The organism is Mesorhizobium sp. P2_D1 (genome assembly GCF_056404455.1).
Genome location: NZ_JBFUDZ010000033.1, coordinates 39,766 through 65,278 on the forward strand (window position 1 = coordinate 39,766; position 25,513 = coordinate 65,278).

Genomic DNA, 25,513 nt, shown 5'->3' on the forward strand with positions numbered 1-25,513 from the left:
GGCTTGGCATTCGGCGCCGGATCGACTAGATGAGCCCCGCGCCTGTTGCTTCGACGGCTCAGGTGCAGGGGAGAGGCGTTCGCTGGTTGGCGGCGCCGGCGCGGAGTTCCACGCCATAGTCCCAAGGGAGGTGCATCTCCCCAACCCGCGCGGCGAAACCGGCCGGCGCGACATGCATGGATGGAGAGGTGGCCGAGTGGTTGAAGGCGCACGCCTGGAAAGTGTGTTTACGGGAGACCGTAACGCGGGTTCGAATCCCGCTCTCTCCGCCATTTCCATACCCCCAAAAGCCTTATTTCGCGCCATTCCCAAGCTCCCTATTGACCGTTACAACTTGTAAATTGCACATTCCGTGCAACATACTGTGTAACAAATGGGGTTTCCACATGCGCCGATCGGCACCGGCCAAGCCGCACAAGCGTGACGGCACCTGGTATCTGATACGGCGCGTACCGAAAGAGTTTGCCGAACTCGATCGCCGCGGCCTTGTTCGAATAAGCACCGGCATCGCGGTTGCCGACGATCCTCGCGCCGTGCGCGGCAAGGAAGTCGTCAAGGCGCTGGCGGCCGAGCTTGACGCCTACTGGCGAGGTTTGCGCGACGGCCAGTCGGCCGAGGGTCGAATACGGTTCGAGGCGGCGCAGACGCGAGCCCGGGCGCTGGGGCTGGTCTACCAGACCAACAAGGAGCTCGGCGAAGGACCGCTCGACGATCTGGTCGAGCGGATACGTCTCTTGATCGAAAAGAACGCTGTCGAGGACGAGAAGGAAGTCGCGGCCGTCATGGGCGGCGAAGAACGGCCGGCGATACGCCTGACCGGCTTGGTCGAGGAGTTCGAGAAGATCGAAAGTCAGAGTCTGCGGGCGCTGTCCGAGCGCCAGTTGAAGAAGTGGCGCAACCCAAAGAAGCGCGCCCAGGCAAACCTCGTCGAGGTTGTGGGCGACATGGACATCAGCGCCTTGACCCGTGGCCATGCCATGAAATTTCGCGAGTGGTGGCAGAAGCGGATTGCGGCCGAGGACCTCGACATCGGTACCGCCAACAAGGACATCGGCCACATATCGAAGATGCTCTCCGCGATCGAGACGGCACACCAGATGAACCTTCCGCCCGTTTTCAAGAAATTGCGGCTGTCGGGCGAAGTGGCGGTCCAGCGCACGGCGTTCAGCGCCGAGTTCGTGCAAGGGAAGATCCTCGCCGACGGCGTGTTGGCGGAGCTCAACGTCGAGGCGCGCCACCTGGTGCTGCTGATCGCGGATACCGGCTTGCGCCTGTCCGAAGCGGCGAACCTGCTGCCGCAGCGCATCCTGCTTGATCACGCGGTCCCGCATGTGCAGGTCCGGCCGGATGGCCGCGTCTTGAAAACCGATCACTCGGAGCGCGATATCCCGCTGGTGGGCTGTGCGCTTGCCGTGATGAAGCTGCACCCGAAGGGCTTTCCGCGCTACCTCGACAAGGCCGATTCGCTTTCTGCGCTGGTGAACAAGTTTCTGGAGAACGCAGGCCTGCTGCCGACCGATAACCACAGCCTGTACAGTTTGCGACACACATTCGAGGACAGGCTGACCGCCGTGGAAGCTCCCGAAAAGGTTGTCGCGATGCTGATGGGACACAAATGGCATCGACCGCGATACGRCATCGGCCCGTCGCTCGAGCAGAAGCAGCGCTGGCTGGAGATGATCGCGTTTAAACCGCCTGCGCACCTTTGAGCCCTCCCTTCATGATGGAGGCGAGAACCTGCTGCGCGCGATCGCGCTTTCCGGCTCTCTGGCGCAACTCGTCGACCTCGCGCTCCAAGCGCTCAAACGTGTGCACGTAGGCGTCGCCATGCCTCACCACGAGGAAGGCAGCCACAGCTAGGCACTGTTCGAGCTCGGCGATCGTCATCTCGTCAGCATCCCGCCCGCGATGAAGCCGGCGCAGAACACCAAACCCGGGTGCTCCATGATCCAGACCCAGACCCAGACCCTTGAGGCACGGCCGAGTTGGGGCTCGGTCGCAACGACAGGCTTGGCCTCGGCTCTCCAATAGTCGATCGGCATCACATGGGCGCCGGCGCAGACGTCAGCGATCCGCTGAAACCTCCGGGCGGTCTCGGTTGGCCCCTTCAGCGTCGACATGCGGCGCGCCAGCGCGTCGGTCAGCATTTCGCACGCCGTCGCGTCGTGCACGGCGAGTTGCGCGTCGTGAACGTTGCGGCTGGAGAAGAGGCTGTCGGTCATTCCGCAGCTTCCTTGCGGGCCTCGTGCCGGGCGAGCGTGGCGAGCCGGCCGCGAACGCTGTTCGGCATGCGGCCCATAATCTTGCCGATCTCGCTGTAGGTCTTGCCTTCGCCTTCGAGCACGAGCAGCTGGGCGTCGTCGTCGGCCGTGAAGGTGATGACCTCGCGCCCATTCCGGACATAGCTYCGGTATTTCAACGTCGGCGGTACCCGGCGACGGGTGTTGGGGCTCTCGATCCCTCCGACAAGGCAGTACCAGGAGATCGCCCCCTCGCTCAAATTGAGACGCTGGCCGATCACGCCATAGGACAGGCCCTTCTCCCGCAGATCCGCGATTAGGGCCTTCTGCTCGTCGTTGAGGTTCGGCCGCTTGGTCATTTCGCCCTCGGGCCACTATAGGTCGCCGGCCGCAGCTCGGGCGGGAGCCAGCCTGTGGGCACCACATTTGACACGGCGTAGCCGACGAGCTCTGCCTTCTTCAGCTTGTCGGCCTTGCGTGCCTCGTCTTCGTTCAGCGCCTCGCGGATCGCCGTGATCACGATCGGCTTCGCCGCGCCGCTGAAATAGTCCTGGGCGTCGAACGTCTGGCGAAGCGCCTCGGTCATGGTCGCCGTCGGCGAATACCTGCGGGTGAAGCGGATTCTTGACGCCTATCGCGGCAAGAAGCACGCCGCGGCCGACACCATCGCTCAGCAGTGGCTGAAATTCAGCCGGTTGGGGATCGGCAAGAATGGCAAGGCGAAGGCTGCCCAGCTGGCCGACCTGATGCATGCGGCAACGCTCGCCGGCGCCGACCCATCGAAAACCGACGAAGAGACCCGTTTGAAGCCTGGCTACGACGCGCTGCGCGCTCAGTACCAGGCATTGCCACTGGCCGGCCGGGAGTTGTTCAAGACCGTGCGCGACGCCTACAAGGGGCAGGCCGACGAGCTGGACAAGATCCTGCTCGACAACGTGCGCAAGGCGCAGGAGATCGCGCAGCGCCAGGCCGACGAGCAGTTCCAGGAGGAGCTCGCGCGCATCGACGCCGCACGGATGTCGCCGGCGGCGCGCGCCGATGCCCGGGAAGAGGCCGAGCAGAACTATGCGGCCCAAAGCACCAAGGCCAAATGGTCGATGAAAGCGCGCCTCACCAAGATGCGCATCGCCTTCGAGGCCTCGCGCGTCGAGGAACCATATTTCCCGCTGGCGCGCTTCGGCCGGTACTTCGTCATGGTGCGCGACGTCGACGGCAAGGTGCTTACGTTCTCGCGCCGTGAGAACGCCGCCGATCGCGACAGGCTGGCGGCTGACATGCGCCGCGCCTACCCGACGGCGACGGTGGAAGTTGGCGTCACCGAAAACGGCGCCGAGATCCGGCAGGCAATGGACCCGCGCCTTGTCGCCGAAATCGAGCAGATCGTGGGCGGTGCCGGCCTCGACAGCGCCACTATGACGACGGTGCTCGACCAGATTTGGCAGCGGTACCTCACCACCATGCCCGACCTGTCGACGCGCAAACGCTTCATCCACCGCAAGGGTGTTGCTGGCTTCGATACCGACGCGCTGCGCGCCTTCTCCTCGCACATGTTCCACGCCGCGCATCAGATGGGCCGGCTGAAATATGGCCTCGAGCTGCAGGAGCTCACCAACAACGCGGCCGACCAGGCGCGCAAGTCCGACGACGTCACCAGGGGCATGACGTTGGCCAATGAGCTGAAGCTGCGCCACAAGTGGGTGATGAACCCGACCGGCGGCCGATTTGCGCAGACCATGACGTCGACAGCCTTCGTCTGGTATCTCGGCGCCACCCCAGCGGCGGCCGTCGTCAACCTGACGCAGACGCCGATGATTGGCATTCCGATGCTCGCCGGCCACTTCGGCAGCTTCACGCGGGCCGCCGCGGCGGTGCTGAAGGCCTCCTACGATTCGGTGGCGGGGGATATGGCTCAGTGACCCGGGCGAACCTGTCGGCCGACGAGCGCGCCGCCATGGACGCCTTCCACGAGTCAGGCCTGATCGATAAGACGCAGTCTCATGACCTCGCCGGCGTCGGCGAGACCGGTATCGACTATTCGCCGCTGCGCGCCCGGGTGATGGCCGTCATCTCATGGGGCTTCCACCGCACCGAAGTCTGGAACCGTGAAGTAACCGCGCTGGCGGCCTACCGCATGGCCAAGGCGGCAGGGCAGGACTACAGCGACGCGGTCGACACCGCGCACGATCTGACCTGGAAGACGCACTTCGATTATTCGAATGCCAGCCGGCCGCGCATGATGCAGAACGACTTCGCCAAGGTGGCGCTGGTGTTCCGCTCCTACAACATCAACATGCTCTACCGGCTATTCCGAGATCTCCGGCAGTCGTTCAAGGGTGAGACCAAGCAGGCGCGTCGAGAGGCGCGGTACCAGCTCGCCGGCGTCACCGGCATGATGGCGCTGCTCGCCGGTGCGACGGGTGTGCCGGCGTTCCACATCATGATGGCGCTGGCCGGCGCGCTGTTCGGCGACGATGACGATCCGATGGACTTCGAGACGCACTTCCGCAAGGACGTCGAGGACATCCTCGGGCCCGAGCTCGGCGGCGTGGTGCTGAATGGTGTCCCCGGCCACTATCTGGGCGTCGACCTCACCAGCCGCATCGGTATGCCCGATCTCTGGTTTCGATCGCCGACGCAGGATCTGCAGGGCAAGGACGAGTTCGACTATTGGGTGCTCAACTCGATGGGCGCCATGCTCAGCCTGGCCGGCGACCAGTGGAAGGGGATCAACCTCATCAAGGATGGCAACACCGCCAAGGGCATCGAGACCATGGCGCCGAAGTCGATTCGCGATCTGCTGAAATCCTACCGCTACGCCAACGAGGGGGTCACCAACCTCAACGGCGACAGCATCCTCGATCCGTCGCAGATCGACGCATGGGACGTCATCGCACAGGCTGCAGGCTTCACGCCGGCGAAGATCGCAGAGACCTACGATCGCAACTCGGCGCTGATGAATGCGGAGAAGCGCGTGCAGCGCCGGCGGACGGTGCTGATCAACACCTTTGCCATGGCCTACCGGATGGGAGACGACACCGGCCGCGCGGACGCGATGGAGGCGATCAAGGCGTTCAACAAGGACCCCATGGGCAAAACGACGGCGATCACGGCCGACTCGCTGCGGAGATCTCTGCAGGTGCGCAAGCGCAATGCCGACAAGCGCGAGGATGGCGTGCTGATCGAGAACCGACAGCTGGGCAAAAAACTGCGCGACATGCTACCGGAGCCGGTCTATCGGTGAAATTGCCGCTATACATCAGCCGTTAACTGACCCAAAAGTTTGGCTTGAAATGCGTCGGTAGGGTGATGGGCGGCTACTAGCGCAAAAGGAAAATTGCGCATATTGTTCTTGTGTCTACAAATGGGGGTACACAAATGCGATACGTTATAAGTGCCATCGCAAGCATTTTGCTGATTTTTAGTTCTTTTGGCGCCGCCTATGCGAGTTGCGGATATAAGAGTGATGGCGAATACCACTGCGGTGATAATTGCGGTTACAAAAGTGACGGCAAATATCATTGCGAGTGACGGGAACAATAAAGGGCGCCACTGGCGCCCTTTTCTGTTTTAAACCACCAGCCTTCTGCGACGCCTTGCTAGGCGTCACCTCACCATCCGCACGCGCCGCCTACGGCGCCTCGTGCCAGTATTGCCTAGCTGTTTTGGGGAAAAAGAGATGGGGAAACTACTGCTCGCCGTGCTGCTGCTCGTGGCGTCGCCGGCATTGGCCGACGAGTTCTGCAACGGGTTCGAGGAAGGCTACAAAACGATCAAGGGCGACATGGTGCTGGTCCCACTCTGCCCTCTCGAACCGCTGACTCCGCTGGGATCGAATTCGTATCGCGAAGGTATAAAAGCCGGGATTGCTGCGGCGTCACGCGATAACTGATCACAGCTGATCTGACTGGGCTCGCGCATACCCCTCCTGCTGTTCTTGCCACCTCAAGCATAAGCGGGGTCGCATACGGGACTTTTTCAGCGGCGCGAACTCTGGTAGATAGTGCCACCTCCCGCGCATGACGTGCTGGCCCTCATCGGAGCCCCCGTCATGACCGTTTCTCGCGAAAAGGAATCCCTCGCCCGAGTTCTGGCGCACGAGGGAGAGTATAGCAATCACCCGGCGGACCCCGGCGGCGCCACCGTGAAGGGCGTCATCCAGCGCGTCTATGACGCCTATCGCAAGGGCAAGGGACTGCCCACTCGCTCGGTGAAGCTCATCACCACCGACGAGCTGAACGACATCTACGACAAGCAGTATTGGGACGCCGTGAAGGGCGATCTACTGCCCGACGGCGTCGACTACGTGGTGTTCGATGGCGCGGTCAATTCCGGCCCCGGCCGCTCGATCATGTGGCTTCAGCAGGCCTTGCGCCCGGTATACACCGGCCGCATCGATGGCGTGCTTGGCATGGGCACGCTGACCGCTCTAAAGGCGATCAACAACAACGACGCGCTGATCGATCGCATCTGCGATGCGCGCATGAACTTCCTTCGCCATCTCGGCACCTTCCCGACCTTCGGCAAAGGCTGGACCACTCGCGTCAAGGAAGTCTGCGCGATCGGCAAGGCCTGGGCCACCGGCGAGACGCCACAGGCGGCAAATTTCGTCGACGGCGGTCAGGCGAAAGCGATGGTCGAGAACGCCAAGCCAGCACCGTCCACCGCGCCGGCCGATGCGGCGATCGGCGCCGGCGGCAGCGGCCTTGGCGTCACGGGCGTCTTGAAAGGCCTTCAGGAACAGCTATCGCCGCTGTCTTATGCCAGCGAGTGGATCACCCAGATTGTCGTCATGCTGGCCCTTGTGAGCGCCTTGCTGGTGATCGGCGGCGGCCTCTATCGCCTTTACACAAACCGCAAGGCAAAGCGCCTTGCTGAAGCGCTCGGTACCGCGCCGGCATGACTTGGCTCATCACGTTCGTCGCCAGCGTCATAGGCGTTCCCCGTCCTGTGGCGGGGCTGCTGGCATGGGCGCTGATCGCCGCTGCTATCTCCGGAACAATTCTCGCTGGCTACGAGCTCATCAAGCATTGGGGCGCCGACGAGGCTCGGGCCAAGATCGAGAAGGACAATCAGGATGCGATACACGAGGGCATTGAGGTCAGCCGTTTTTTTGACGACTGCACTGCTGCTGGCGGGCTGTGGGACTTCCGGCGTCAGCGGTGCTCCAGCCCTGCGGCAGGCGATCGGTAGCAGCCTGGCCGGGGCGCAGGGCAAGACGCTGGTCGATCAGAACAAGATCGACCGGACGATGGCGCCGGGGTGCGCCGTCAACCTCTACACCGCGGCCGAATGCGACCGGCACACCAAGGCCAGCGCCACGCGGCGCGTAGAGCTGAAGGCAACATAATGAGACGCCAAGATAGCGACCCGGGACAAACCTGAAATGACCGCCAGTCTCAACCAGATCTACAAGGCGATCGGTTCGCTCGAGGCGTCGGTTACGAACCTGGCCAAGGCCATCGAGGAATCGGACAAGCGCGCCGACGCCAGCAATCGGCGGGCAGATGACCACCGCGCCGCGATCCACAAGCGCGTCGATGACTTGGTCGGCGAGGTCAGCGACATCAAAACCACTGTCGAAACGATGAAAGAGGACGTGACGGACAGCAAGGAGATCACTGACGAATTCAAAGAATGGAAGCAGCGAGGCATTGGTGCGCTGTTCGTCGCCGGCATCGCCGGCACGGCCCTTGGCGGGACGATCGTCGGGTTTCTTGTCTACTGGTGGGACGCCATCCTGCGCCTTCTGAGATCTGCCTGAGATCCGCGAGCCGCGCAAGATCGAATGGCAATTACGGGCAGGTCCGTATCATCATGACCGCGCCCGAGGGGGGCAGGAACTGGAAAGCCTGAAAGCCAACATAGCCGCCGAAACCGTTCTTGGCATTCATCTCGCCGCAAACAGCCTGATAGTCGGCGCCAGGCGGAGTAAAGCGCGAAAGGTTGCGCAGCTGGAGCGAGGAAGGATCTTTGACGACCTCGGAAACCGCCTGGACAACGGCCTGCAGCAACTCGGCCGGCAAAGCGGCGCCTGACTGGTCGACCACCTCCTGGCCAAGCGCGCTGCCGGCACAAGCCACGGAAAAACCGGCAATCAAAGCAACTCTAAACATCTCAACCCCCCAATTTGCGATTCGCAGTTACAGAAGCGGCTTCGGCCGGGTGGGGTTCTTTTTTCGCGTCTGCCGCGTTTCGGCTGAAGCGGGCTGGCCTATTCTGGGTCACCTTGATTCAYGATCACCAAGTCGTCCAAAAAATGTGTTTGGTCTGTTTCAGTCCGATCCGCCAAGTTCGAAACCTTGTCCGAGTGACGAAGGAAGAAGAGGAAGTATGGGTCGGTGATTGTGAGCGCGTCACCATCCCACGACAGAGGGCTGGTGCCCGGCTGAACCTCCTCGGCAATGCCGTTCATCTGTTCCAAAGCAGAGGTGATGCTCGACCCGATAGGCGGTTCTGAAACACAGACCTCTCGCACCCTGGCGAGAATCCGCTCGTAAGAGAACGCGAGTTCGGCTGGATCCTGCTTGATTGCCAGCAAAATTGCCCGGTAAACATCACCCTTGCTGCCGTCTCGGAATTCGTGGGTCTTTCGCTCRGTGCCTCTTGTGCGAGGCCCGGTATGCAAAGCGACGAGCATTTTTGTGAAGTCGGTGAGGCTCGACGTCCGAAGCAACGTGTCGTGAATATCGAAGATGTTGACGTCGACTCGCTCATGGGTGGCGATGGGCTCGCGGATATTCAGCTTGAACCCGAGATTCAGACAGATGCTCTGCATCAACTGTGGTGAACCGAACGCTTCTGTCGCCAATTGGCGTTCAACCGATGGCGCCAAATCGACGTTGAGAGCGTGAAACCCTTTTCGCGCGATCTGCTGTAACTCGTCCAAAGTCCAATATGCCAAGTCGACAGCCGCCACCCGTCCACGAAGCTCCGGGTTGCTCCGCACGACATCGTCGGCGCGATGCGGCACTGACGCCGTTACAATGTGCACGCCATTTTCGGCTGCAGCCTTTATCTGCCGACCAATCTCTTCGCGGAACTCTTCTTTTATGTAGTGAAAGTCATCGATGAAGACGGCAAATTCGCTGCCGGTGAGTTCTTTGATCACTTGAGAGAGGCCGCCCCTGGCGTAGGTCTTCGAGGTATCCTCAACCCAACCCAGGGTGCCTCCCATCTCAGCCTGCGCACCGCCTTCTGCCACGAACGGCACTTTGATCTTTCCGCCAGCATTTGCGGAAACCGACAGTCCATTCGACCGGCCGGTCGAAATGGAAGTCTCGGAAGGTGCTCCCATCCAATTAAGAACCCGATCCCACAAGTTTTCGGGGGAAGTGATCGCTGCGCCAATGACTGGTATGAGGAGGTCTTCTGGGATTACTTTCTTGACAAGAACCGTCTTGCCAGATTTGGACGGGCCCGACACCGAAATCACCATATTTGGTGTTTCGTAGTAGTCTCTCAACCGCCGTTCCAACATATGATCAGCCCGATCAACATAGGTGATCGTCGGAATGTCGTTCGGTGTGAAGACCTGTTGAATTTTCATTTGGTACCCCGCCAAGTATAAGGGGATCCTTACACATCCGAACGTGCTTCGTGTCAACCAGTCGGGCGGTGTCTCCTCAGCCTCCATCTTCATAACCATTTTCACATTCAATTCGGCTAAAATGCAACCAAAACGGCCCGCGCGCCTTGAATCGCGTCTGGAGTTTTGTGCATGCGTAACGCCGAGGACCGGCTGAAATTCATGAAGCAGCAGGAACCGATCCTGGTGCTCGAGCCGCCCGTCAGCGACGACTGGCTCCACGAAATCAAGTATGACGGTTTCCGCACCCAGCTCATCCTTGATTGGGCCGGCGGCCGCGCGTTCACCAGGACCGGCATCGACTGGTCCAAGCGCTACTGGCCGATTGTCACCGCGCTGGAAAAGCTGCCAGCAAAGGCACTGATACTCGACGGCGAGATGATCGCGCCCGAAGCGGATGGCCGACCAAACTTCCACCAGATCCACTCCCGCATGGCGTGGAACGCCGAACTGCTCGCCTTCGTCGCCTTCGACATTCTACACAAGGATGGGCAGGATCTGCGGGGCCTGCCGGCGATCGAGCGCAAGGCGATCCTTTGGGACTTGGTGAAACCTGCCGACGGGATCATCCAGTATAGCCAGCACGTCGAGGGCAACGGCGCCGAGTTTTTCGCAGCGGTCGACAAGATGGGACTCGAGGGGATCGTCTCGAAGCGCAGCTACAGCCCCTATCGCAGCGGCAGGAGCGATTCCTGGGTCAAGGTGAAATGCTGGGATGTCGATGACCTCGACCTGATCGGAGTGAAACGAGAGCCCGGCAAGCAGACCGAGGGGCTGTTCGCAAAGGACGGCAAATATGTCGGCAAAGCCGTCATCGCGACAACCCGCGCGATCAAGGATCGCCTGTGGCGCCGCATTGAGCGCGACCGCGCTGAACAACCCGCCGGCGTGCCGACGGCGGTCGCTGATCCCGGCGTCGAATGGGTGAAGCCGGGTCTCACCGCCCGCGTTCGTCATCTGCGCGGTGAGCCGAAGCTCCGGCACGCCTCGGTACAGGATTTCAGGGAGGTAGGTCATGCCGATTCGACGAAAGGCAACTGAGGCCGGCATTTTCGACGAATCTGAGGTAGCCTTGCTTGGGCGGGTTTTTGAACAACTCAAGCTAGACAATCAGTCGCCGTACGCTCGCGAGGCAATCGCGTCCCGCATTATCGCGAACTATATGGCCGGCGTCACGGATGAAGATGAGCTGGTCTCACTCTCCAAACAGCCGCTAGGAAGGTAGGTGGGAAATGGCGGTGGCTAAGAAGGACCAAGAGCGGATCATCTACGCGTGGATGTATGGCGCGCAGGCGCGCAAGGACGGCAAGGAGCGCGCCGTCCCTGAGTTCTGGCAGGAACACGCCGACGCCTGGCTGCAGGGTTTTGATGGCGCGCCCATTGCCGGTTCCGGCAAGGCCAAGCCGGTCAGCGATAAGATGGAAGCTGAGGTCGATGAGGCGGCGATGGATGAGCCGCCCGCTGGAACCTAGTCAGTTCGGAGAGCTTGTGGCCTCATGAGCACGCGCGGCAACCAATTTCCTTCACAAGTGGATTTCAAACAATGTTCCCGACACGGTCGGGGCGGACGTCATCTCAGTTGCCGAGCTGACGCAGAAGCTGTTCCGAGACGCTAAGGCGGTCGGCATCGGCAGCACCGAGATCGAGGAAGACACCGGGAGCGTCTACGAGGCGATCCTTGACGCTATCGTTCATCATGACGCCGGCGTGGCGGACTGAGGTCACGTGGCTACCGGCACGGCCAAACGTCGCGCAGAGCGAAAACCACCCCTTGAGTCGTGCCAAGCGTCCACTGTTCTGGATGCTTTTGAGCCCAATTTACGAATGCCTGTCGACTAGCGCCGCGACTGACGGCGGATGACGGGCACGTCGCAAACCGTTTTAGAACGGGGTCTATCGAAGGATTGTTCTTGGCGATGATCCCATTCAAGATCATGACATCAGACACCCCCCCGACATATCCAAGGCAATAAAGGAATTCGGAAGCAGTCATTTCGGAGTTACATTGATCCAACAGGCCTTGGACGTTCGCCGGTTCAGCCGAAGCGTTTGACGAGAACAGCCCTGCGGCGATCAAAGCGAGAACCCCAACTCGTTTCATGTCCCCTCCGTCTTCGCGCGCAGAGGAAGCACGCGATTGAGCCCAAGTGCAGGCTGACCTATATCGGATGGATGTTCAAGCAGGCGGTGTGATGTCGGCTGATAGATTGAAGGTCCACGAAGCCGACGGCGGCTTTCAGGTGCTGGAAGAGGGCGAGGCGATCGCCACCTTCGCTACGATCCTGGAAGCCGCCGGGTTCGTTCGCGATCGAGGCGCGCGGCTATGGCTCGATTGGGGGCGGACGGTCATCGCGGCCCGGTCGAGGCCGCACGACTTCTCTTGCAGCTTCCTGGGCTCGGACAGCGTCGGCCGCATCCTTGGCGAGCAACACGGCCCGAGTGCTGGAACCTGGTTCTGGTCGATCTCCACGCATGACGACCGCTGGCGCAAGCATGGTGGTCAGCGTGGCCGCGAAGCGACCAAGGATCAGGCGGTGGCCGAACTTGAGCGCGAGTTCACCAATTATCTCGCGTCACCGCAGCCTCAGCCTTCCTCCTATGCCCGGGCAAAGGGCGTCTAGCGAGAATCCGGGGTTGGGCAAACCTCGCAACCGTATCCGTTCGAGCCGTGGCGGGGGCGACGACGGGCGAGGAGGCCTTCGCGGATAGAGAGGAAGGCCGGGGGTGCGCAAGACGATTGTCCGAGGCTCTATTTCACTCAGCGGCCAAAGCTTGAAACTATCCGTCCTTGCTGGAGTTCTGCGGGAAGTCACGACGAGAAGAGCATGTTTCAACGTCGGCGCTCGGGCCGGCGTGGARTTACCAAATGCCATCGTCGTGGCCGAGAAAGCCCCGACAGCGCCAGACAATATTCCCATTATTCCCTGCATACACCGGGAAGCGCTTGTGAAGGAGTATGACTGTTTGCTACATTAGCTATTGCGAATAAAAGGGTCTATCGTGCCACCATCTGGGGGTCGCCAGCTCCGACAACCGCGGCTTTCAGGTGAAACTCCGGATGTAGCAAGTTTTGGAGAGTTGGTGATGGCAAAGAATACACCGGCGACCATCGACGGAACTGATACCGGAACCATCACCGAAGACGGGAACAACTCCCCCGCGTTCGGGATGTTGACAATTGATGACCCTGATCCCGGCGAATCTTTGTTCGTCAATAGTGTCGATAAAGGCGCTTATGGTGTTTTCGAAATGAGATCGAGTGGGACATGGGAGTACAGGGTCGACGGTAGGGAGCAGGCTCTTCAAGGAGGGGAAGTAGTTACCGAGCAGCCTTTTGTTATAACCTCCAAAGACGGTACAGTTCACTTAATAACTATCACGCTTACTGGCAGAAATGACGATCCAGTGATTGGAGGAACTGATACTGGCTCCGTGACAACAGCCCGGAACCAGAATGTCGCCGCTGGAAACTTGACGATCGCCGACCCTGACCACGATGAGGGATTCTTTCAGAAAATCGACATCCCACATAAGTTAGGTACACTTAGTTTAAAAAAAGATGGCTCCTGGAAATATAAACTGACCGCTTCGGTACCAGCGGGACAGATGCTAACAGATCCGTTTACGGTCAATTCGGCCGATGGCACCAGCCACCCCATAACTATTACAATATATGGCGCAACCGGTGCCACGGGAGCCACAGGCGCAACCGGCGCCACGGGTGCCACAGGCGCAACCGGTGCYACGGGAKCCACAGGCGCAAYCGGCKSCACGGGTGCCACAGGCGCAACCGGTGCCACGGGTGACACGGGTGCCACAGGCGCAACCGGCGCAACCGGCGGCACCGGTGCCACAGGCGCAACGGGTGCAACCGGTGCCACAGGCGCAACGGGTGCAACCGGTGCTACGGGATCCACAGGCGCAATCGGCGGCACCGGTACCACAGGCTCAACCGGCGGCACCGGAGCCACAGGCGGAACCGGCGCAACTGGAGCCACAGGCGCAACCGGCGCCACGGGAGGAACCGGTGCTACGGGATCCACAGGCGCAATCGGCGGCACCGGTGCGACTGGCGCAGTTGGAGCCACGGGCTCGACTGGCGCCACCGTGGCTAATGGTGCGACGGGCGCCAACGGTGCCATCGCGTCCGACTCGCTCGGCCTCAAAGACACTGCAAAATTCCTGCAGTCCGGCTCTGCCCATGGCAACAGTGATCACGGCAGCCATGCGTCGTTCCACAACCTGATTGGCCTGGCGTCCACATCGGTGACGACAGACCTGCTAAATGTCCTCAAGACAATTAGCGGTTATGGTCAGAACCAGAACAAGCCGTCGGGAGCGAGCACGGATCTCACCCCGGACCAGACAAAGCCTGGCGGCGGCTATGCCAGCACCGACCACACCGCCAAGACCCTGAAGGATCTCTTGAAGCCGCATGAGTGAGCAGGAATGTTGAATGGGCCACGGACGCAGACTGGTCCAAGTTTGAAAAAGGGACGCGCGGGCTCCACCAGCGCGGCCTGAAATTCTGCCGCCCTCGTCAACGTGAATACAGTTGTGGTATCAATGTTCACGGGGATGGGGATATGGGTTTCAAAACTCTTTTGTTCGCAATCGGCGCTGTCGTTGGCGCAGGACTGATGATGTTTGTTGACCATCAGCCGTGGCTACTCGCGAGTATCAAATACAATTTTTCATGGGACGGGACCCGCGACTGGATGGGTGCGACCAGCGGGTGGGCCGCAGCCATTGTTGCTGCTCCGACAATCTACCTTTTGTGGCGGCAATTAGATCAAGTTTGGAAAGCGGAGCGAGATAGATCTCGGGGGATAGCTGACACTCTGGTTATCGATCTTCAGGACACCGGTGAGCGTCTCCCGAACATAAACCAATTGCATGACCTGGCGCCCCCCATGTCCGAACTGTCGCGGCAATTGATCATGGACGCCACCAGAGTGGCGCCTGAACTTGCAGTTGCTCTGCAAAAACACTGCCGCGAAATCGGGGCCTTCGAATCAGTGATACGTGCGCGCACCGGCCAATACCCAGGCGCTATTCCTGGAGCACTCCTCACCGATGCGAATGCACTAGCTTTTCGATCGACGGTGCTTTCGTGGTGCTTTGGCGTCGCAAGCACGCAAATTGCCAGCACCGGTCGGGCAACGGGGCCTTACATCAATCGATCGGATTTGGAGCGAATTAAGCAGATGAAAGGCGTGCAAGACGGTCACACAGGCTTCCTCACATACCTCTTTGAAGTTTCGCCTCTCGGCGAGAATTGATCCGTTTCGATAGGATTTGCAGCTTACCGCAAGTCCAGATTCGAGCCGAGGCGCACTGGTGAGAAGTCAATATCGAGGCCGCACGCCCAGCCGATCTGTTCTGCAAAAAGTTGCGCGACATCATCGAAATCTTGGTCGCGTTCCAGCTCTAGGCGATCAGTGCGCGCCGGCTCGTAAGGCGCTTTGACGGGATCGTTGTAGTCGTCGGCAAAGTATACCTCTCTATCCTTGGAACCCGAGATCTCGCCTTCCATATACAGCGGGGTATCGACCAATCCTAGGCGGCGGCGAAGGCGCGTTGCATTGTACAGTAGCCAAATCGCTCCGATCGCATACCAGCCTGGGAACTGCTTTTGACCAAATACGATGTGGCGACCTACCAAATTCCATGTGCCATCGCCCCAAATGCGGACCTGCTTGTAGTCCTGATCTATGTGTTCGAAAGCAGCAACACCGCCAGCGGCCGGTCGCCATCTTGGACTTGCAAAGGTGAAGTCGGTTTGCTGCAGTGTGCGGAATGGGACCTGCATTACCCCGAATCCTCGATTGAGGATCAAAGATGGTAAGTGGGGGACCTGAAAGTGCCGTCCGGGCACCACTGTAAAACGATAGAGCACATGGCTGGGGAACCCCGGGACATATTTTGAGTCTACAAGGTCTCGCTGAAACTCTTCCCGCCGCGCTCTGAAAGCCTCGTTCACTCTATCGATTGCAGTTCGAGCTTCCCAAAAGACCGACTGTAAGTCACGCATCGTCATCGGTTCGCACGAAGAGCCGCGCCGGACATGGCCGGCTGAGGGTCGCCCCACTCCATGCGGAGCTGATAGCGACTGCGGGACTTTAAAGAGAATGTACCCGGCGCCGTCGTCGGTTGCTTTGACGGCTTTCACCTCAAGCATGGGAAGCGGAGGGTCTATAACGGCTCGCAAGCTGCTCTCTAGCCTTTCCGCGCACTGGGACACCAAAGGTATGGGAGCGCCCAAGCCAGCCGAAACCTTGATTCCGTCACTGTTCACCTCTTCTTTGATGCCGAGGAGCAGAACACCTCCATAGGCGTTTGCAAAAGCAACTATTTCCTCGGCCAGCCGATCACGGCTCCTAGAAGAAATTTGGTCCTGGTTCTTTCGCCAGCGCTCATCAGCGCCAGCTTCGAAATCCGCCTTGAATTCGAGCGTCAGCGATTCTGGCAACGCCGCTTTGGCGACAGCCTCGAAATCAGCAAGACTCCAATCAACCGCGGGCCGGTTGATCATAGTCACGATTTCCATGGTTTTCCCCGCCATCTTCAAACGCCCAGAATATACTGCGGCCGAACTTATGCCTATGAGAACTTCTGAATTTTCTCGGCAATTGATTGCTATAAAAACAAATACTTAGCTTTAAAGGCGCGTTAAACCGCTCCGCCCCACTTCCGCACGGATCGACCCAGCAAAAAGGGACTTGAACCGGGGGCCGAAACGGATCAAGGCGCCTTGGTGGTGCCTTTGTCTGCAGGCTTCTGTGCTTTCTTTTGCCGAGGCGGAACCTTCGCCTTCATTTTCGCGATCTTGGCAGCAGCGGCCTTCTTTCGAGTCGGAAGTACGAACGTATCGTAGATAAAACTTTCTAGCGTATCCATGAGGACGTCGAGATCTTCGACTGATGGTTTCCACCCGCGATGGGCAGACGCGCCCCCTGCATCAACCAGCACATCAAGATGCTCTCGCTCAGATTCCTTGATAAGTTTTTTGTCGACCATGCCATCCAACTTCTTTTGGAACGGCAGGCTTGGATCGATTCCGAGTATCTCTGCTGCGACGTCGAACGAGGTTCTCACCCCGATCGCGGCAAGCATCTTCAGATCATGGTCCAAAGCGCCATATAGTTCCGACAGCGCCAAGCCGAGCGCCCATACATCTTCAATGTCCGTCGCGATGCTGTTGCCTCCGAACCAATCAGGGCGCTCTCGTTTGAATTTGGCAGGCCAAGTCTTGATCGTCTCCTCACGGATGAGCTGCTGTTCTCCGCTGGAATCGTATTCATAGTAATAACTTTCGGAATCGGTACTTACGGACTGGGCAAATATGTGCTCGCAGCCGCAACACACCAGAAGATACCAGTCGGTGTGCCACTCGTAGCGCCCTTCAGCGTCGTCGCCGCTTTCCGCATGATGTCCAGCGACGTCGCAGTTTCGATGCCCGCGACAATTCGAGCAGAATGCTTTCAGCTTTGTACCAATCTTGTTTTCCGTTGCCACGCCATCCGTCCCCGCAGATCAGAAGGCGACACGGTTGCGCCACCGGCCAGCCGGCGTCAAGCGCCGGAGGCTTCATGCTCGGCGAAGTACTAGCGCTCGCCAAGAAATGAACTTGAACGGGGGAATGCATTGTCTAGTCCTTCATCGGCCCTTCACTTTCGGCGGGATGCGTACAAACCGGCCGGCAGCGATCGCCGCGGCGACGAGCTGCGGGTCAACGTGTTGTTTCGGCTTGTTCCGGAGCTCCGGCCATTCCAGAGCCAAGGCACGGCGCGCCTGCAGCGCGCGAAAATCGGTTTTGCGGTAGCTCATAGTGCTGCGCCGTCCAGCTTCGCCACCTGTGGGTATTCGTTGTGCTCCACGCCGTTGAGGAGCCGGCCGGCCCGACAAGCACTGAGGAGAGCGGCAGGATGCCGGGCGAGGTGTAGACGCGCTCAAGCAGCTGCAGGGCGATATCGGCGATAAGCGCGGTCTTGAGGGCCTCGCCGGCGTGGAGCAGGGCCGCATCCTGAAGCTTCGGCACCGGGCTCGGGTGATCACCTCATCGTCCAGATGTGAGTGACGGGCCTGTAGTTTTGGAATATAGTTTCGCCAAGCCGCAGGTGGCCCGGCCTGTCCGAAAACGAGATAACTGACCTTGACCGGGCCCCGACCGCCAGGCGTAAGACAGTAGAACGTGGAGGCTTGATATTGCCTGTTGCTCGCCACTTTCTGATCGCGGCTGCACTTTTATCGGCGTTTACCCTGACACCAGCAGCAGCGAGTTGCCCGGAGTGTCAGGACGAGCAATGTGCTGGTGTCTCTCCACTAAGAAAGTGCATTTGCGTTCCAAAGCTCGGCTGCGAGATTTCGATTGTGCCGGGCAATGCGGACCCTGCTTCGCCTATTGCCTTGCCACCTGCTGCCAAGGAGGAACTGGACAAGTTGGGGAGCAAAGAAGCCTCTCGCGCGGTGGAGAAACTCGGCGTCGACACGTTTGCAACTCTACAAACTGCCGCGGGCGACTCCGTTCGTACGCTTGAAAAGGCCGGCGGTGACACGGTCACTTCCGTAAAAAAGGCAGGCAGTGACAGCGTCAAAACGATCACAAAGGCCGCTGGAGATGCGACCGCAAGCTACGTTAAAGGATGGCGAGACGTCGGTGATCAAAGCAAACGCAGCTTCAAGGATGTGATCGATGCCGGAAAGGCAGCCGCTCGCTTCGCTGAAAATCAGGCGAAGTCGGAGGGGACAGCAACCATCAAAGCTCAAAAGCGATTACGCGATGGGAAGATCATCGACTCTATCTGGGGACTAGGCACCGAGCCGGCTAAGTCCGCCGAAGAGAACTTTGCCAAAGCTACCGAGGAGAGCGACCTGCTCAATACTGCGGCTGCGAGCGCAGCGGCAGTTTATGGGGGGCCAGCAGGCGCGGCGGCTTACGCTGCGTGGTCGACATACCGCCGCACAGGTGACGCCAATCTCGCCTTGCGAGCCGGGATTATTGCCGGCGTGACGTCAGAAATGGGTAGTTCAACGGCAGCCCTGCCAGCCGGCACTACAGGTGAAATTGTCAAGAAGGCTGCACTAGCCGGCGCCGCTGGGGGCATTGCAGTTGCCGCGGCCGGAGGTGACGAGCAAGCGATCAAGGACGGTTTCCTCAAATCTGCCGGAGCGGTCCTGATCCAGGCAGGCAATGACAAGCTTAAAGCCTACTCGCCAAAACTCAAGGATGCATACGATACTGTGCAGTGCATTTCCGCCCGTGATGTTGATTGCTTATCGAATACGACTTGGGCACGGGACGCCAAAGGCAAAATGCTATACGACGCGAACGGAAAACCCAGAGTCGATACCAGCGCTCTGGATCGACAACAATATGTAGGCAAGTGGACCGGTCTTGATCCAAATTCAGACGAGGGGAAAAAGAACGCGTTCATAACGCAAACCTCCAAGCTTCCTGATACAGAAGCAATCCCACTCCTGGACAATCGTTGGGTTCTGACTTGGAAGTTAGGCCAGGGGCAAGATATCCCGTACAAAAACCCGACCGTCGTGCTCACCTATGTTGGGAAGGCTCCGCCCTTCACTTCAACAACAGATTATGGCGGCTCGGCCACCAATACCCCTGATACCACGGGACACGGCGGCGCCGGAGCTAAGCCACCGGCTAAAGGTACGACGAATTCAAACAGTGTCCGGGTGTTCACGGTCGAGCTTCAGGACATACCTGGCGCTATTCGGTCGTATAAGCGATTGGCTAACGGTTCCTGGACAAGGAAGAATTCCGAAGACGGAAAAGTGACCAGGTGGCGGGCCGACGGGCGCATGACATTGGATGGATGCACAGGCCAGAAGCTCGTCCTGGTGCAGAAACCTGGATTTACGGGCTACCGGGTGTTCGTTCCAGACAAAAACTGCCCAGCAATGATTGCAAAGAGCCAAATAGAATGGGAAGATTGGCGCGTCATGGGCGCAATGAAAAACATAAAGTGAAGTTTGATATACTTCAACAGCGAGGTGACACCATCCACGCCCCGGTGCACGTCACTCAGAGTGCATTGTCCGGGGCCTTCATCGGCCCTTCCCCTTCGGCGGGATGCGCACAAAGCGGCCGGCAGCGATCGCCGCGGCGACGAGCTGCGGGTCAACGTGTTGTTTCGGCTTGTTCCGGAGCTCCGGCCGTTCCAGAGCCAAGGCACGGCGGGCCTGCAGTGCGCGAAAATCGGTTTTGCGATAGCTCATAGGCTCTGCCTCGCGCTGAGTTGCGGGTGTTCGTTGTACTCGGCGCCATCGACTGTGCGGCCAGAGTGGTCCTTACCGACGCGGCTGACGGTTCGCCCGTCGGGCAGGGTGAAATGCTCGCCCTCGCCGGCGACCTCGCTGACCGACATGCAAGACAATTCGGTTCCGGAGAGCTTCATGATCCGAGCTCCTTGAGGGCGGCATCTCTTGCGATGTTCAGTTCGGCCAATGCAGGCTCAGACGCACAATTCTTCGCGAGGTTTCGGTAGACGCTGCTGATCTCGTCCTTCGTTACTCGCGCGCTTGGCCCGTAGCCAAACACCTCGCGCCAGCCTTTGCCGCTGGGCGGCGCAAGGGCGAGAAGGCCCCGAAACGAGGCACGGACGAGCGCCAGCGTGCCATGGCGGATCTCGACGCGTCTTGCCTCGAGCACGTGGTGGATGGCCTGCAGGTTCGCCTCGATCGTCGTGTAGCGGTCGATCGGAATGCACACCTGCATCTCGTCCCACACGAACCAGACCGCCACGCCGGGATCGATCGGCCGGCGCTCGGTCAGCGTGTAATTGGACGAGATTACGAGCTTGCTGACCACCTTGCCGCTGTCCTTGCCGAACAGGTTCAATGAGCTCTCGACGTTCGCCAGCGCCTGTGGGAGCGTCGTCTTGAAGCGGCCGGTTTCACGCTTTTTTTGGCGTGGGATAAGGTCCGGCCATGTCAGCGGGAATTGCGCCGTCATCATTCCTCCTTCAGCGGCGTTTGTAGCCGTCGCGTTTGAAAATTGGGGGGCCGCCGTTGCAGTAGGAGCAGGCGGCGTGCTCGTTGTAGACGTAGGCGAACGTAGTCAGGTTGCCCTGTCCTCTGGCGGCTTCGATGGCCTCCGGCCGGGTAGGGAAGTCGTCATGGTGCCAGTCGGCTTGAGGCGTCGTCTTGGTCGCAGGCCTGACGCAGATGACGCGATAATGGCCGGCCGGCGCGCGGAGGTTGGCGAGGGGATCGTGCTCGGTCACCGGGTGCCTCCGACGAAGCTCTTCAGGCTATGCCTCTTCTTCGGCTGGGCTGTCGGTAGGACGGAGCAGGGCGTCGCGGCAGGCGGGTTTGCCAGCAAAATCGGCGAAGGAGCAACCTTGCCAAGGTCGGGTCCGAGCTCCCTATGGCGTTGTGCAACAAACTGTGTAACACGGTTTGGCTGGAAGCCTTGTAAATGCTGGCTCCGGGGGTAGGAATCGAATCCCGCTCTCTCCGCCAGTCAATCCCTGAAATCCTTTTATTTCCAAGGCATTTGGCAGTTTCAGGTTAGAAGGCTACTAACCGATCTACTAACCACCGATCATTTACCTCGACAAAGGCAGGGGTAAAAGTGCCTTGTTAGCTCAGTTGGTAGAGCAACCGATTTGTAATCGGTCGAGGGTTCAAGTCCTTCGCGCGACACCAGCCCATGCACTCATTTCATGGAAAGTAGGTATCCCACGGCAATTCGAATGCGGATGTGTGAACGTTGACTGGTCGAGGATGATTGTCCTCTAAGGTCTGCATTACATATTCCATCGCTCTCTCTGACAGAGTTAGCCGGGCCTCGGAAAATGCCTGCGAGTCGTCAGCTTCAAAATCGTTCTTCTCGTTTTGGATATGCGTCCGATTGCGAATGCGTCGAAGATCGTCAAGATCGTCGTAAAAATCGGATGGCGACGCTCCAAATAAATCGTGTTTCCTTGCGCTGGCTATGAGCGTTTCAAGCTTATCGATCTGCTTGCCTCGGATATAGTTGATCACCAGCACGGGAAGTCCATTAACGCCCTCTCTGGTGTTCCATTTGATCCTCCTATGGAAGTCGTAGAGGATCGCTTCGATGATGGAGACATTTAGGACTATCAGCGGCTTTTGCAGGTATCGCTTGTGAGCAGCGTTGCCGTCTTCTCGGCTTCTTCTAAGCGCCTTCATAATCGAGATGTTGAAAAGGATGTTATCGCACAGCTTGTAATCCGACATGAAGCTACTGGTGATCCTAGTGACCATAATCGCCTCCCTCACTATCAACGTGCCCGGCGCATCGTGTCATTCCTAGCGCTCCGTCAAGACTGATAGAGGTTTCAAAACTCTAAATCGGCAAACCCTGCCCTCGTGCTATCAAGTGCCCTCGCCGCCTAAGACAGTCAAAAGGCCACCACCACCTTGCACGGTCGGAGGTGATTGGAAATGGACTAACCCGCGAGGTTCTTCGGGGTCGAATCGAGCGCGGCGGATAGCTCCAAAGATCCGTGCCTCGACCCAATCAGCACCTTCTGTTAGCAACTCGAGAGAGTTTCGACCCTCGAAACGCCCGCCTCGCATCAGAAGCACAAGCTTGGCGTCATCCCCAGCCAATGCCAGCAGAGACAGCCCGCCATCATGGAAGGTCCCATCAGGCTTAATCCACGTTTCGTAAGCACGCCACTCGTATTCGTGTATGATGTTGTCACGCTCCTGCCGAAGAAACTCCCAAAATATTGAATGATCCTCTTTATTTTCCCTAATTTCCTTCCATTCTGCCGCAATCTCAGCTCGGATGGCCGGAGAAAGGCACGACTTAGCATCGACCTGAAACAAGTCTATTGCGGTCCTCAGGACAGCGCAGGCGCCGATCCATATAACCTTCCACTCTGAAAGTAGAAACGTGGCTTGATTGATCTGATCGTTGAGGTGGCGGACGCCGCTGCGGCCATCCGAAAGCGCCCGATAAGAAGAGAGAAAATACTTCACAGGGATATAATGTTCCGTGTACGTGGTAGGAACGGTCATATGCTCTCCAGAACCGTTTTCGCTATAACAACGACAGCTGGCTGCCCTTATTTGGGTCGCTCTGAGAAGGGAACTTGATCTGCGTGGCCGGCTTCTCGACAATCACCAAAGCATCGTCCGGCTGCCAAGAACCAGTTGTTCGCAACGCGCCCGACGGCCAGCGCGAGCTTGCTAGATTGCTTTGGGGAATGCCAACGCCGGATCGCGTCTTGGCTGGTGGTGATGTTGTAAAGATTGCACATGGCGTTCAATGTGCATCAACAAAGCGGGGTTCACCAGTGGCGGAACAACTCTCCGGCAAAAGATTAGAGTTTGTAAAACTCGCACCTATCGAAGGGTGAGAAATATGAATTGGGATGCCTGGATTCCGGCACTGCTATCAAGCGGCACCGTCGCGGCGCTGACCTTGGCTGGCAGCTACCTATTGAAATCCGGTATCGAGAAGGGAATTCAGTATGGTTTGGATCGCGAGCTAGAAAAGCTGAGGGCGCAACTTCGCGCTAAGGACGATCAGATAAACGCGATCAGAAGCACCGCACTCACCGCACTCGCTTCGCGTCATGAAGCGCTGGATCAACGGCGATTGAAAGCGGCTGAAGCGCTTTGGAATGCCACCATTTATCATATGAAGTTCAAAATGGCAGTAGGGTTCGTTTCTTCATTGAATATTGACGTCGTATTGAAGACCAGTGCGCAGCGAGACAGCGAGGGTGAGAAAATTCGACGTCTTGGAAGTGATCTATGGGAAGCAACTGCAATCGATAAATTGCTAAAAGAACAACCATCTGTTGCAGATACCGAGCGTTTGTTTGTTCCACCGATGGCGTGGGCCGCTTTCATGGCGTACCGATCTATATTCAGTCATGCCGTGGTAATTCTTGRCACCATTAAAACCGGCGTTGGTCCTGATTTATTGAAAGGCAATGACAATACAATTGAAATTGCCAAAGCAGTTCTGCCGAATAAAACCGACTTTCTCGATAAATACAAAGAAAACGGTATATTTTATCTTTTGGACGAACTAGAGGAAAAAGTCTTTACCGAACTAATGGCATCGTTCTCTGATCCAAACGCGGGTCAGCGCGCCATAGATCAAGCGTCAGAGATAGTCAGGTATGCCGACTCCAAAACTTCTCCCCTAGTCAGTTCGGAGTTGCCGCCGAAATACGTTGCGGAAAAACCGACATTCGGTTCGTGACCACTCCGGTGGCGGAGAACCCCTGCGCTGCAATTTTCATGCTCGTCTCGCCGTCGCACTACGACCCTGAGCGCTACCCGCCGGGCTCTTGCATTCAATAGGTCCGACGCCCACCATTTTAGCCCGCTGCCTCAACGGTGGCGGGCTTTTCATTTGGCGGTGGGGACTAGCGGGATTAGCGGGCAAAATGCCGTCGCTTTCGAGTGTCAGCAGATATGGTAAGGTTGATTGTCGGCGAGTAGCAGAGGTCCAGCAACAATGACTTTGAGACGAACCAGAGCTTACGGCGCATCCGGCTTGGTTCTAGCGGTTTGCATTGTATTTGCTTGGCAGAACTCCACTGCCGCTCAAAATTGCGACGCAGCCGCGACGCCTGGCGTCAATTGGCAGGACTGTGACAAAAAGCTTCTCATCCTAACAGGAGAGGACCTGAGCGGGGCGAACCTGTTCGGTGTTGATTTCACGTCGACCGACCTCAGGAACAGCAATCTCGTTGCGGCGAATTTTGAGAAGGCAACGCTTGTGCGTGCTTCCCTGGCCGACTCGAACGCCAAAGGCGCCCGGTTCGACAAAATCGAGGCCTACAGGACCGACTTCAGCCATATGGACGCGCAGGACGCTGTGTTTACGAGCGCGGAAGTGCAGCGCTCGAATTTCCAGGACGCCAATCTGACCAATGTTGATTTCACAAAGGCGGAATTGGGGCGAGCGCAGTTCCATGACGCCAATATCAGCGGCAGCCGCTTTTCGTTTGCCAATCTCGCGCGGGCGGACTTCCGAGGAGCGACGTTCACCGCGCCGATAGACTTTGACCGCGCTTTTTTCTTTCAGACCCGTATCGAGGGCCTCGATCTTTCCAATTCGGCGGGTCTGTCCCAGTGGCAGCTCAACATGGCTTGCGGAGACGCCCGGACCGAGTTGCCTTCTGGCTTGACGAGGCCTGAAGATTGGCCCTGTAGCGAGCCATAGGCTCGGCGCCGTGTCGCTGCCGGGGCTGAAATCGTCAAGCGCGCCCTTGCGGGGGCGAAGCTTGCTAAACCCGTGTCTTGCGGGAGACGCCATATTCAATCAAGCGATCGCGCATCTCATTCAGAGCTCTTGCATATGGCGCCTATCTGCTGTTTCGCTAGGGTTGTCCGGCGGCGGCGCCGGGTGCGGCCTAAGAAGGCTTAGGCTCAAGTTCAGGAGGCAGCGCGTTCAGGTCGGGACAATCAGACGATTGCTCACACGGAGAGGGCCTACCGCCAACGCCGCCATAGCGTTCCACAAGTTTTGCGAATCCGTAGGCGAAGGCGGACAGAAGCGCCAGGATAACCACTATTCGGACGGCCATACGGGATTGTAGCAGGTCATCCCGCATCCCTCAGATATTCCTCTCGATATGAGCCTCGATCGGATTTGGGCGCCGTAGTTCAAATCTTTTAGCTGCCATAAATGTCAGCACGATAGCGGCAGCTATCGTTGCAATCACGG

General features: G+C 58.7%; 33 protein-coding genes and 1 tRNA gene. 17 read left to right on the plus strand and 17 right to left on the minus strand.

What is annotated here, in order from left to right:
• Positions 1-182 precede the first annotated feature (182 nt).
• Positions 183-272 (plus strand) — tRNA-Ser (locus tag AC1D0I_RS22085).
• Positions 273-533: 261 nt separating this feature from the next.
• Positions 534-1,709, plus strand: coding sequence for an integrase (locus tag AC1D0I_RS22090; protein WP_477397691.1), 1,176 nt, complete (start codon positions 534-536; stop codon positions 1,707-1,709).
• Here the strand turns inward: AC1D0I_RS22090 and AC1D0I_RS22095 are convergent.
• Genes AC1D0I_RS22095 through AC1D0I_RS22110 form a run of 4 tightly spaced genes read right to left on the minus strand, consistent with a single transcriptional unit; the run spans position 1,687 to position 2,826 of the window.
• The gene (locus AC1D0I_RS22095) at positions 1,687-1,887 is read right to left on the minus strand and encodes a hypothetical protein (protein WP_477397693.1); all 201 of its coding nucleotides are present in this window, start codon (positions 1,885-1,887) and stop codon (positions 1,687-1,689) included. The two genes, AC1D0I_RS22090 and AC1D0I_RS22095, sit on opposite strands and share 23 nt — an antisense overlap.
• Positions 1,884-2,222: a hypothetical protein gene (locus AC1D0I_RS22100; RefSeq protein WP_477397695.1), complete on the minus strand. Its 339-nt coding sequence runs from the start codon at positions 2,220-2,222 to the stop codon at positions 1,884-1,886. The genes AC1D0I_RS22095 and AC1D0I_RS22100 overlap by 4 nt, the downstream gene beginning before the upstream one ends.
• Positions 2,219-2,599: a hypothetical protein gene (locus AC1D0I_RS22105; protein WP_477397696.1), complete on the minus strand. Its 381-nt coding sequence runs from the start codon at positions 2,597-2,599 to the stop codon at positions 2,219-2,221. The genes AC1D0I_RS22100 and AC1D0I_RS22105 overlap by 4 nt, the downstream gene beginning before the upstream one ends.
• Positions 2,596-2,826, minus strand: a complete 231-nt coding sequence (locus AC1D0I_RS22110; protein ID WP_477397698.1) for a hypothetical protein — start codon at positions 2,824-2,826, stop codon at positions 2,596-2,598. The genes AC1D0I_RS22105 and AC1D0I_RS22110 overlap by 4 nt, the downstream gene beginning before the upstream one ends.
• Between AC1D0I_RS22110 and AC1D0I_RS22115 the strand changes: the two genes are divergently transcribed.
• From AC1D0I_RS22115 to AC1D0I_RS22140, 6 genes are all read left to right on the plus strand, one after another.
• The gene (locus AC1D0I_RS22115) at positions 2,825-4,156 is read left to right on the plus strand and encodes a PLxRFG domain-containing protein (protein ID WP_477397700.1); all 1,332 of its coding nucleotides are present in this window, start codon (positions 2,825-2,827) and stop codon (positions 4,154-4,156) included. The two genes, AC1D0I_RS22110 and AC1D0I_RS22115, sit on opposite strands and share 2 nt — an antisense overlap.
• On the plus strand, positions 4,153-5,481 hold the full coding sequence (locus AC1D0I_RS22120; protein WP_477397702.1) for a PLxRFG domain-containing protein: 1,329 nt from the start codon (positions 4,153-4,155) through the stop codon (positions 5,479-5,481). Before AC1D0I_RS22115 ends, AC1D0I_RS22120 begins: the two co-directional genes overlap by 4 nt.
• Positions 5,482-5,916: 435 nt before the next feature.
• Positions 5,917-6,129, plus strand: a complete 213-nt coding sequence (locus AC1D0I_RS22125; protein WP_477397704.1) for a hypothetical protein — start codon at positions 5,917-5,919, stop codon at positions 6,127-6,129.
• A 159-nt stretch (positions 6,130-6,288) separates the two neighbouring features.
• On the plus strand, positions 6,289-7,140 hold the full coding sequence (locus tag AC1D0I_RS22130) for a glycoside hydrolase family 108 protein (RefSeq protein ID WP_477397705.1): 852 nt from the start codon (positions 6,289-6,291) through the stop codon (positions 7,138-7,140).
• Positions 7,141-7,350: 210 nt separating this feature from the next.
• Complete coding sequence (locus AC1D0I_RS22135; protein WP_477397706.1) at positions 7,351-7,587, plus strand: hypothetical protein; 237 nt, start codon at positions 7,351-7,353, stop codon at positions 7,585-7,587.
• 36 nt (positions 7,588-7,623) lie between these two features.
• On the plus strand, positions 7,624-8,001 hold the full coding sequence (locus AC1D0I_RS22140; RefSeq protein WP_477397708.1) for a DUF1515 family protein: 378 nt from the start codon (positions 7,624-7,626) through the stop codon (positions 7,999-8,001).
• Between the two features lie 31 nt (positions 8,002-8,032).
• Here AC1D0I_RS22140 and AC1D0I_RS22145 read toward each other — a convergent pair whose 3' ends face one another.
• Together AC1D0I_RS22145 and AC1D0I_RS22150 are read right to left on the minus strand one after the other, a co-directional pair.
• Positions 8,033-8,353: a hypothetical protein gene (locus tag AC1D0I_RS22145; protein WP_477397710.1), complete on the minus strand. Its 321-nt coding sequence runs from the start codon at positions 8,351-8,353 to the stop codon at positions 8,033-8,035.
• 98 nt (positions 8,354-8,451) lie between these two features.
• Complete coding sequence (locus AC1D0I_RS22150; protein WP_477397712.1) at positions 8,452-9,786, minus strand: hypothetical protein; 1,335 nt, start codon at positions 9,784-9,786, stop codon at positions 8,452-8,454.
• Between the two features lie 171 nt (positions 9,787-9,957).
• Between AC1D0I_RS22150 and AC1D0I_RS22155 the strand changes: the two genes are divergently transcribed.
• Both AC1D0I_RS22155 and AC1D0I_RS22160 read left to right on the plus strand, forming a co-directional pair.
• On the plus strand, positions 9,958-10,866 hold the full coding sequence (locus tag AC1D0I_RS22155) for an ATP-dependent DNA ligase (protein ID WP_477397714.1): 909 nt from the start codon (positions 9,958-9,960) through the stop codon (positions 10,864-10,866).
• Between the two features lie 191 nt (positions 10,867-11,057).
• Positions 11,058-11,297 carry a hypothetical protein gene (locus AC1D0I_RS22160; RefSeq protein ID WP_477397715.1) on the plus strand — a complete coding sequence of 80 codons (240 nt, stop codon included), beginning with the start codon at positions 11,058-11,060 and terminating at the stop codon, positions 11,295-11,297.
• A 103-nt stretch (positions 11,298-11,400) separates the two neighbouring features.
• Here AC1D0I_RS22160 and AC1D0I_RS22165 read toward each other — a convergent pair whose 3' ends face one another.
• Positions 11,401-11,550, minus strand: coding sequence for a hypothetical protein (locus AC1D0I_RS22165; RefSeq protein ID WP_477397717.1), 150 nt, complete (start codon positions 11,548-11,550; stop codon positions 11,401-11,403).
• Between the two features lie 4 nt (positions 11,551-11,554).
• Positions 11,555-11,926 (minus strand): Rap1a/Tai family immunity protein, encoded by a 372-nt coding sequence (locus AC1D0I_RS22170; RefSeq protein ID WP_477397719.1) that lies wholly within the window; start codon positions 11,924-11,926, stop codon positions 11,555-11,557.
• A gap of 91 nt (positions 11,927-12,017) precedes the next feature.
• Between AC1D0I_RS22170 and AC1D0I_RS22175 the strand changes: the two genes are divergently transcribed.
• The 3 genes from AC1D0I_RS22175 (at position 12,018) to AC1D0I_RS22185 (ending at position 15,107) form a co-directional block, all read left to right on the plus strand.
• A complete protein-coding gene (locus tag AC1D0I_RS22175; RefSeq protein WP_477397721.1) occupies positions 12,018-12,446 on the plus strand; it encodes a hypothetical protein in 429 nt (142 codons plus the stop codon).
• 547 nt (positions 12,447-12,993) lie between these two features.
• Positions 12,994-14,268 carry a VCBS domain-containing protein gene (locus AC1D0I_RS22180; RefSeq protein ID WP_477397752.1) on the plus strand — a complete coding sequence of 425 codons (1,275 nt, stop codon included), beginning with the start codon at positions 12,994-12,996 and terminating at the stop codon, positions 14,266-14,268.
• Positions 14,269-14,411: 143 nt separating this feature from the next.
• Positions 14,412-15,107 carry a hypothetical protein gene (locus tag AC1D0I_RS22185; RefSeq protein ID WP_477397723.1) on the plus strand — a complete coding sequence of 232 codons (696 nt, stop codon included), beginning with the start codon at positions 14,412-14,414 and terminating at the stop codon, positions 15,105-15,107.
• Positions 15,108-15,130: 23 nt separating this feature from the next.
• Here AC1D0I_RS22185 and AC1D0I_RS22190 read toward each other — a convergent pair whose 3' ends face one another.
• The 3 genes from AC1D0I_RS22190 to AC1D0I_RS22200 all read right to left on the minus strand — a co-directional run bounded on the left by AC1D0I_RS22190 (position 15,131) and on the right by AC1D0I_RS22200 (position 17,655).
• Positions 15,131-16,375, minus strand: a complete 1,245-nt coding sequence (locus AC1D0I_RS22190; RefSeq protein ID WP_477397724.1) for an AlbA family DNA-binding domain-containing protein — start codon at positions 16,373-16,375, stop codon at positions 15,131-15,133.
• 194 nt (positions 16,376-16,569) lie between these two features.
• The gene (locus tag AC1D0I_RS22195) at positions 16,570-17,343 is read right to left on the minus strand and encodes a DUF4145 domain-containing protein (protein ID WP_477397726.1); all 774 of its coding nucleotides are present in this window, start codon (positions 17,341-17,343) and stop codon (positions 16,570-16,572) included.
• A gap of 141 nt (positions 17,344-17,484) precedes the next feature.
• On the minus strand, positions 17,485-17,655 hold the full coding sequence (locus AC1D0I_RS22200; RefSeq protein ID WP_477397728.1) for a hypothetical protein: 171 nt from the start codon (positions 17,653-17,655) through the stop codon (positions 17,485-17,487).
• Between the two features lie 378 nt (positions 17,656-18,033).
• Between AC1D0I_RS22200 and AC1D0I_RS22205 the strand changes: the two genes are divergently transcribed.
• A complete protein-coding gene (locus AC1D0I_RS22205; protein ID WP_477397730.1) occupies positions 18,034-19,818 on the plus strand; it encodes a hypothetical protein in 1,785 nt (594 codons plus the stop codon).
• Between the two features lie 78 nt (positions 19,819-19,896).
• On the opposite strand, the gene AC1D0I_RS22210 is transcribed toward AC1D0I_RS22205, so the two are convergent.
• From AC1D0I_RS22210 to AC1D0I_RS22235, 6 genes are all read right to left on the minus strand, one after another.
• Entirely contained in the window at positions 19,897-20,067 is a 171-nt protein-coding gene (locus AC1D0I_RS22210) for a hypothetical protein (protein WP_477397732.1), read from the minus strand.
• Positions 20,064-20,246, minus strand: a complete 183-nt coding sequence (locus AC1D0I_RS22215; protein WP_477397734.1) for a hypothetical protein — start codon at positions 20,244-20,246, stop codon at positions 20,064-20,066. Before AC1D0I_RS22215 ends, AC1D0I_RS22210 begins: the two co-directional genes overlap by 4 nt.
• The gene (locus AC1D0I_RS22220) at positions 20,243-20,803 is read right to left on the minus strand and encodes a J domain-containing protein (RefSeq protein ID WP_477397736.1); all 561 of its coding nucleotides are present in this window, start codon (positions 20,801-20,803) and stop codon (positions 20,243-20,245) included. Before AC1D0I_RS22220 ends, AC1D0I_RS22215 begins: the two co-directional genes overlap by 4 nt.
• A 10-nt stretch (positions 20,804-20,813) precedes the next feature.
• On the minus strand, positions 20,814-21,074 hold the full coding sequence (locus AC1D0I_RS22225; protein WP_477397738.1) for a hypothetical protein: 261 nt from the start codon (positions 21,072-21,074) through the stop codon (positions 20,814-20,816).
• Between the two features lie 439 nt (positions 21,075-21,513).
• Complete coding sequence (locus AC1D0I_RS22230; protein WP_477397740.1) at positions 21,514-22,053, minus strand: hypothetical protein; 540 nt, start codon at positions 22,051-22,053, stop codon at positions 21,514-21,516.
• 138 nt (positions 22,054-22,191) lie between these two features.
• Positions 22,192-22,842: a hypothetical protein gene (locus AC1D0I_RS22235; RefSeq protein ID WP_477397742.1), complete on the minus strand. Its 651-nt coding sequence runs from the start codon at positions 22,840-22,842 to the stop codon at positions 22,192-22,194.
• Positions 22,843-22,916: 74 nt separating this feature from the next.
• On the opposite strand from AC1D0I_RS22235, the gene AC1D0I_RS22240 reads away from it, so the two are divergent.
• From AC1D0I_RS22240 to AC1D0I_RS22250, 3 genes are all read left to right on the plus strand, one after another.
• Positions 22,917-23,183 (plus strand): hypothetical protein, encoded by a 267-nt coding sequence (locus tag AC1D0I_RS22240; protein ID WP_477397744.1) that lies wholly within the window; start codon positions 22,917-22,919, stop codon positions 23,181-23,183.
• Positions 23,184-23,188: 5 nt separating this feature from the next.
• Positions 23,189-24,040, plus strand: a complete 852-nt coding sequence (locus AC1D0I_RS22245; RefSeq protein ID WP_477397746.1) for a hypothetical protein — start codon at positions 23,189-23,191, stop codon at positions 24,038-24,040.
• A 258-nt stretch (positions 24,041-24,298) separates the two neighbouring features.
• On the plus strand, positions 24,299-25,009 hold the full coding sequence (locus AC1D0I_RS22250) for a pentapeptide repeat-containing protein (protein ID WP_477397748.1): 711 nt from the start codon (positions 24,299-24,301) through the stop codon (positions 25,007-25,009).
• The last annotated feature ends 504 nt before the right edge of the window (positions 25,010-25,513 follow it).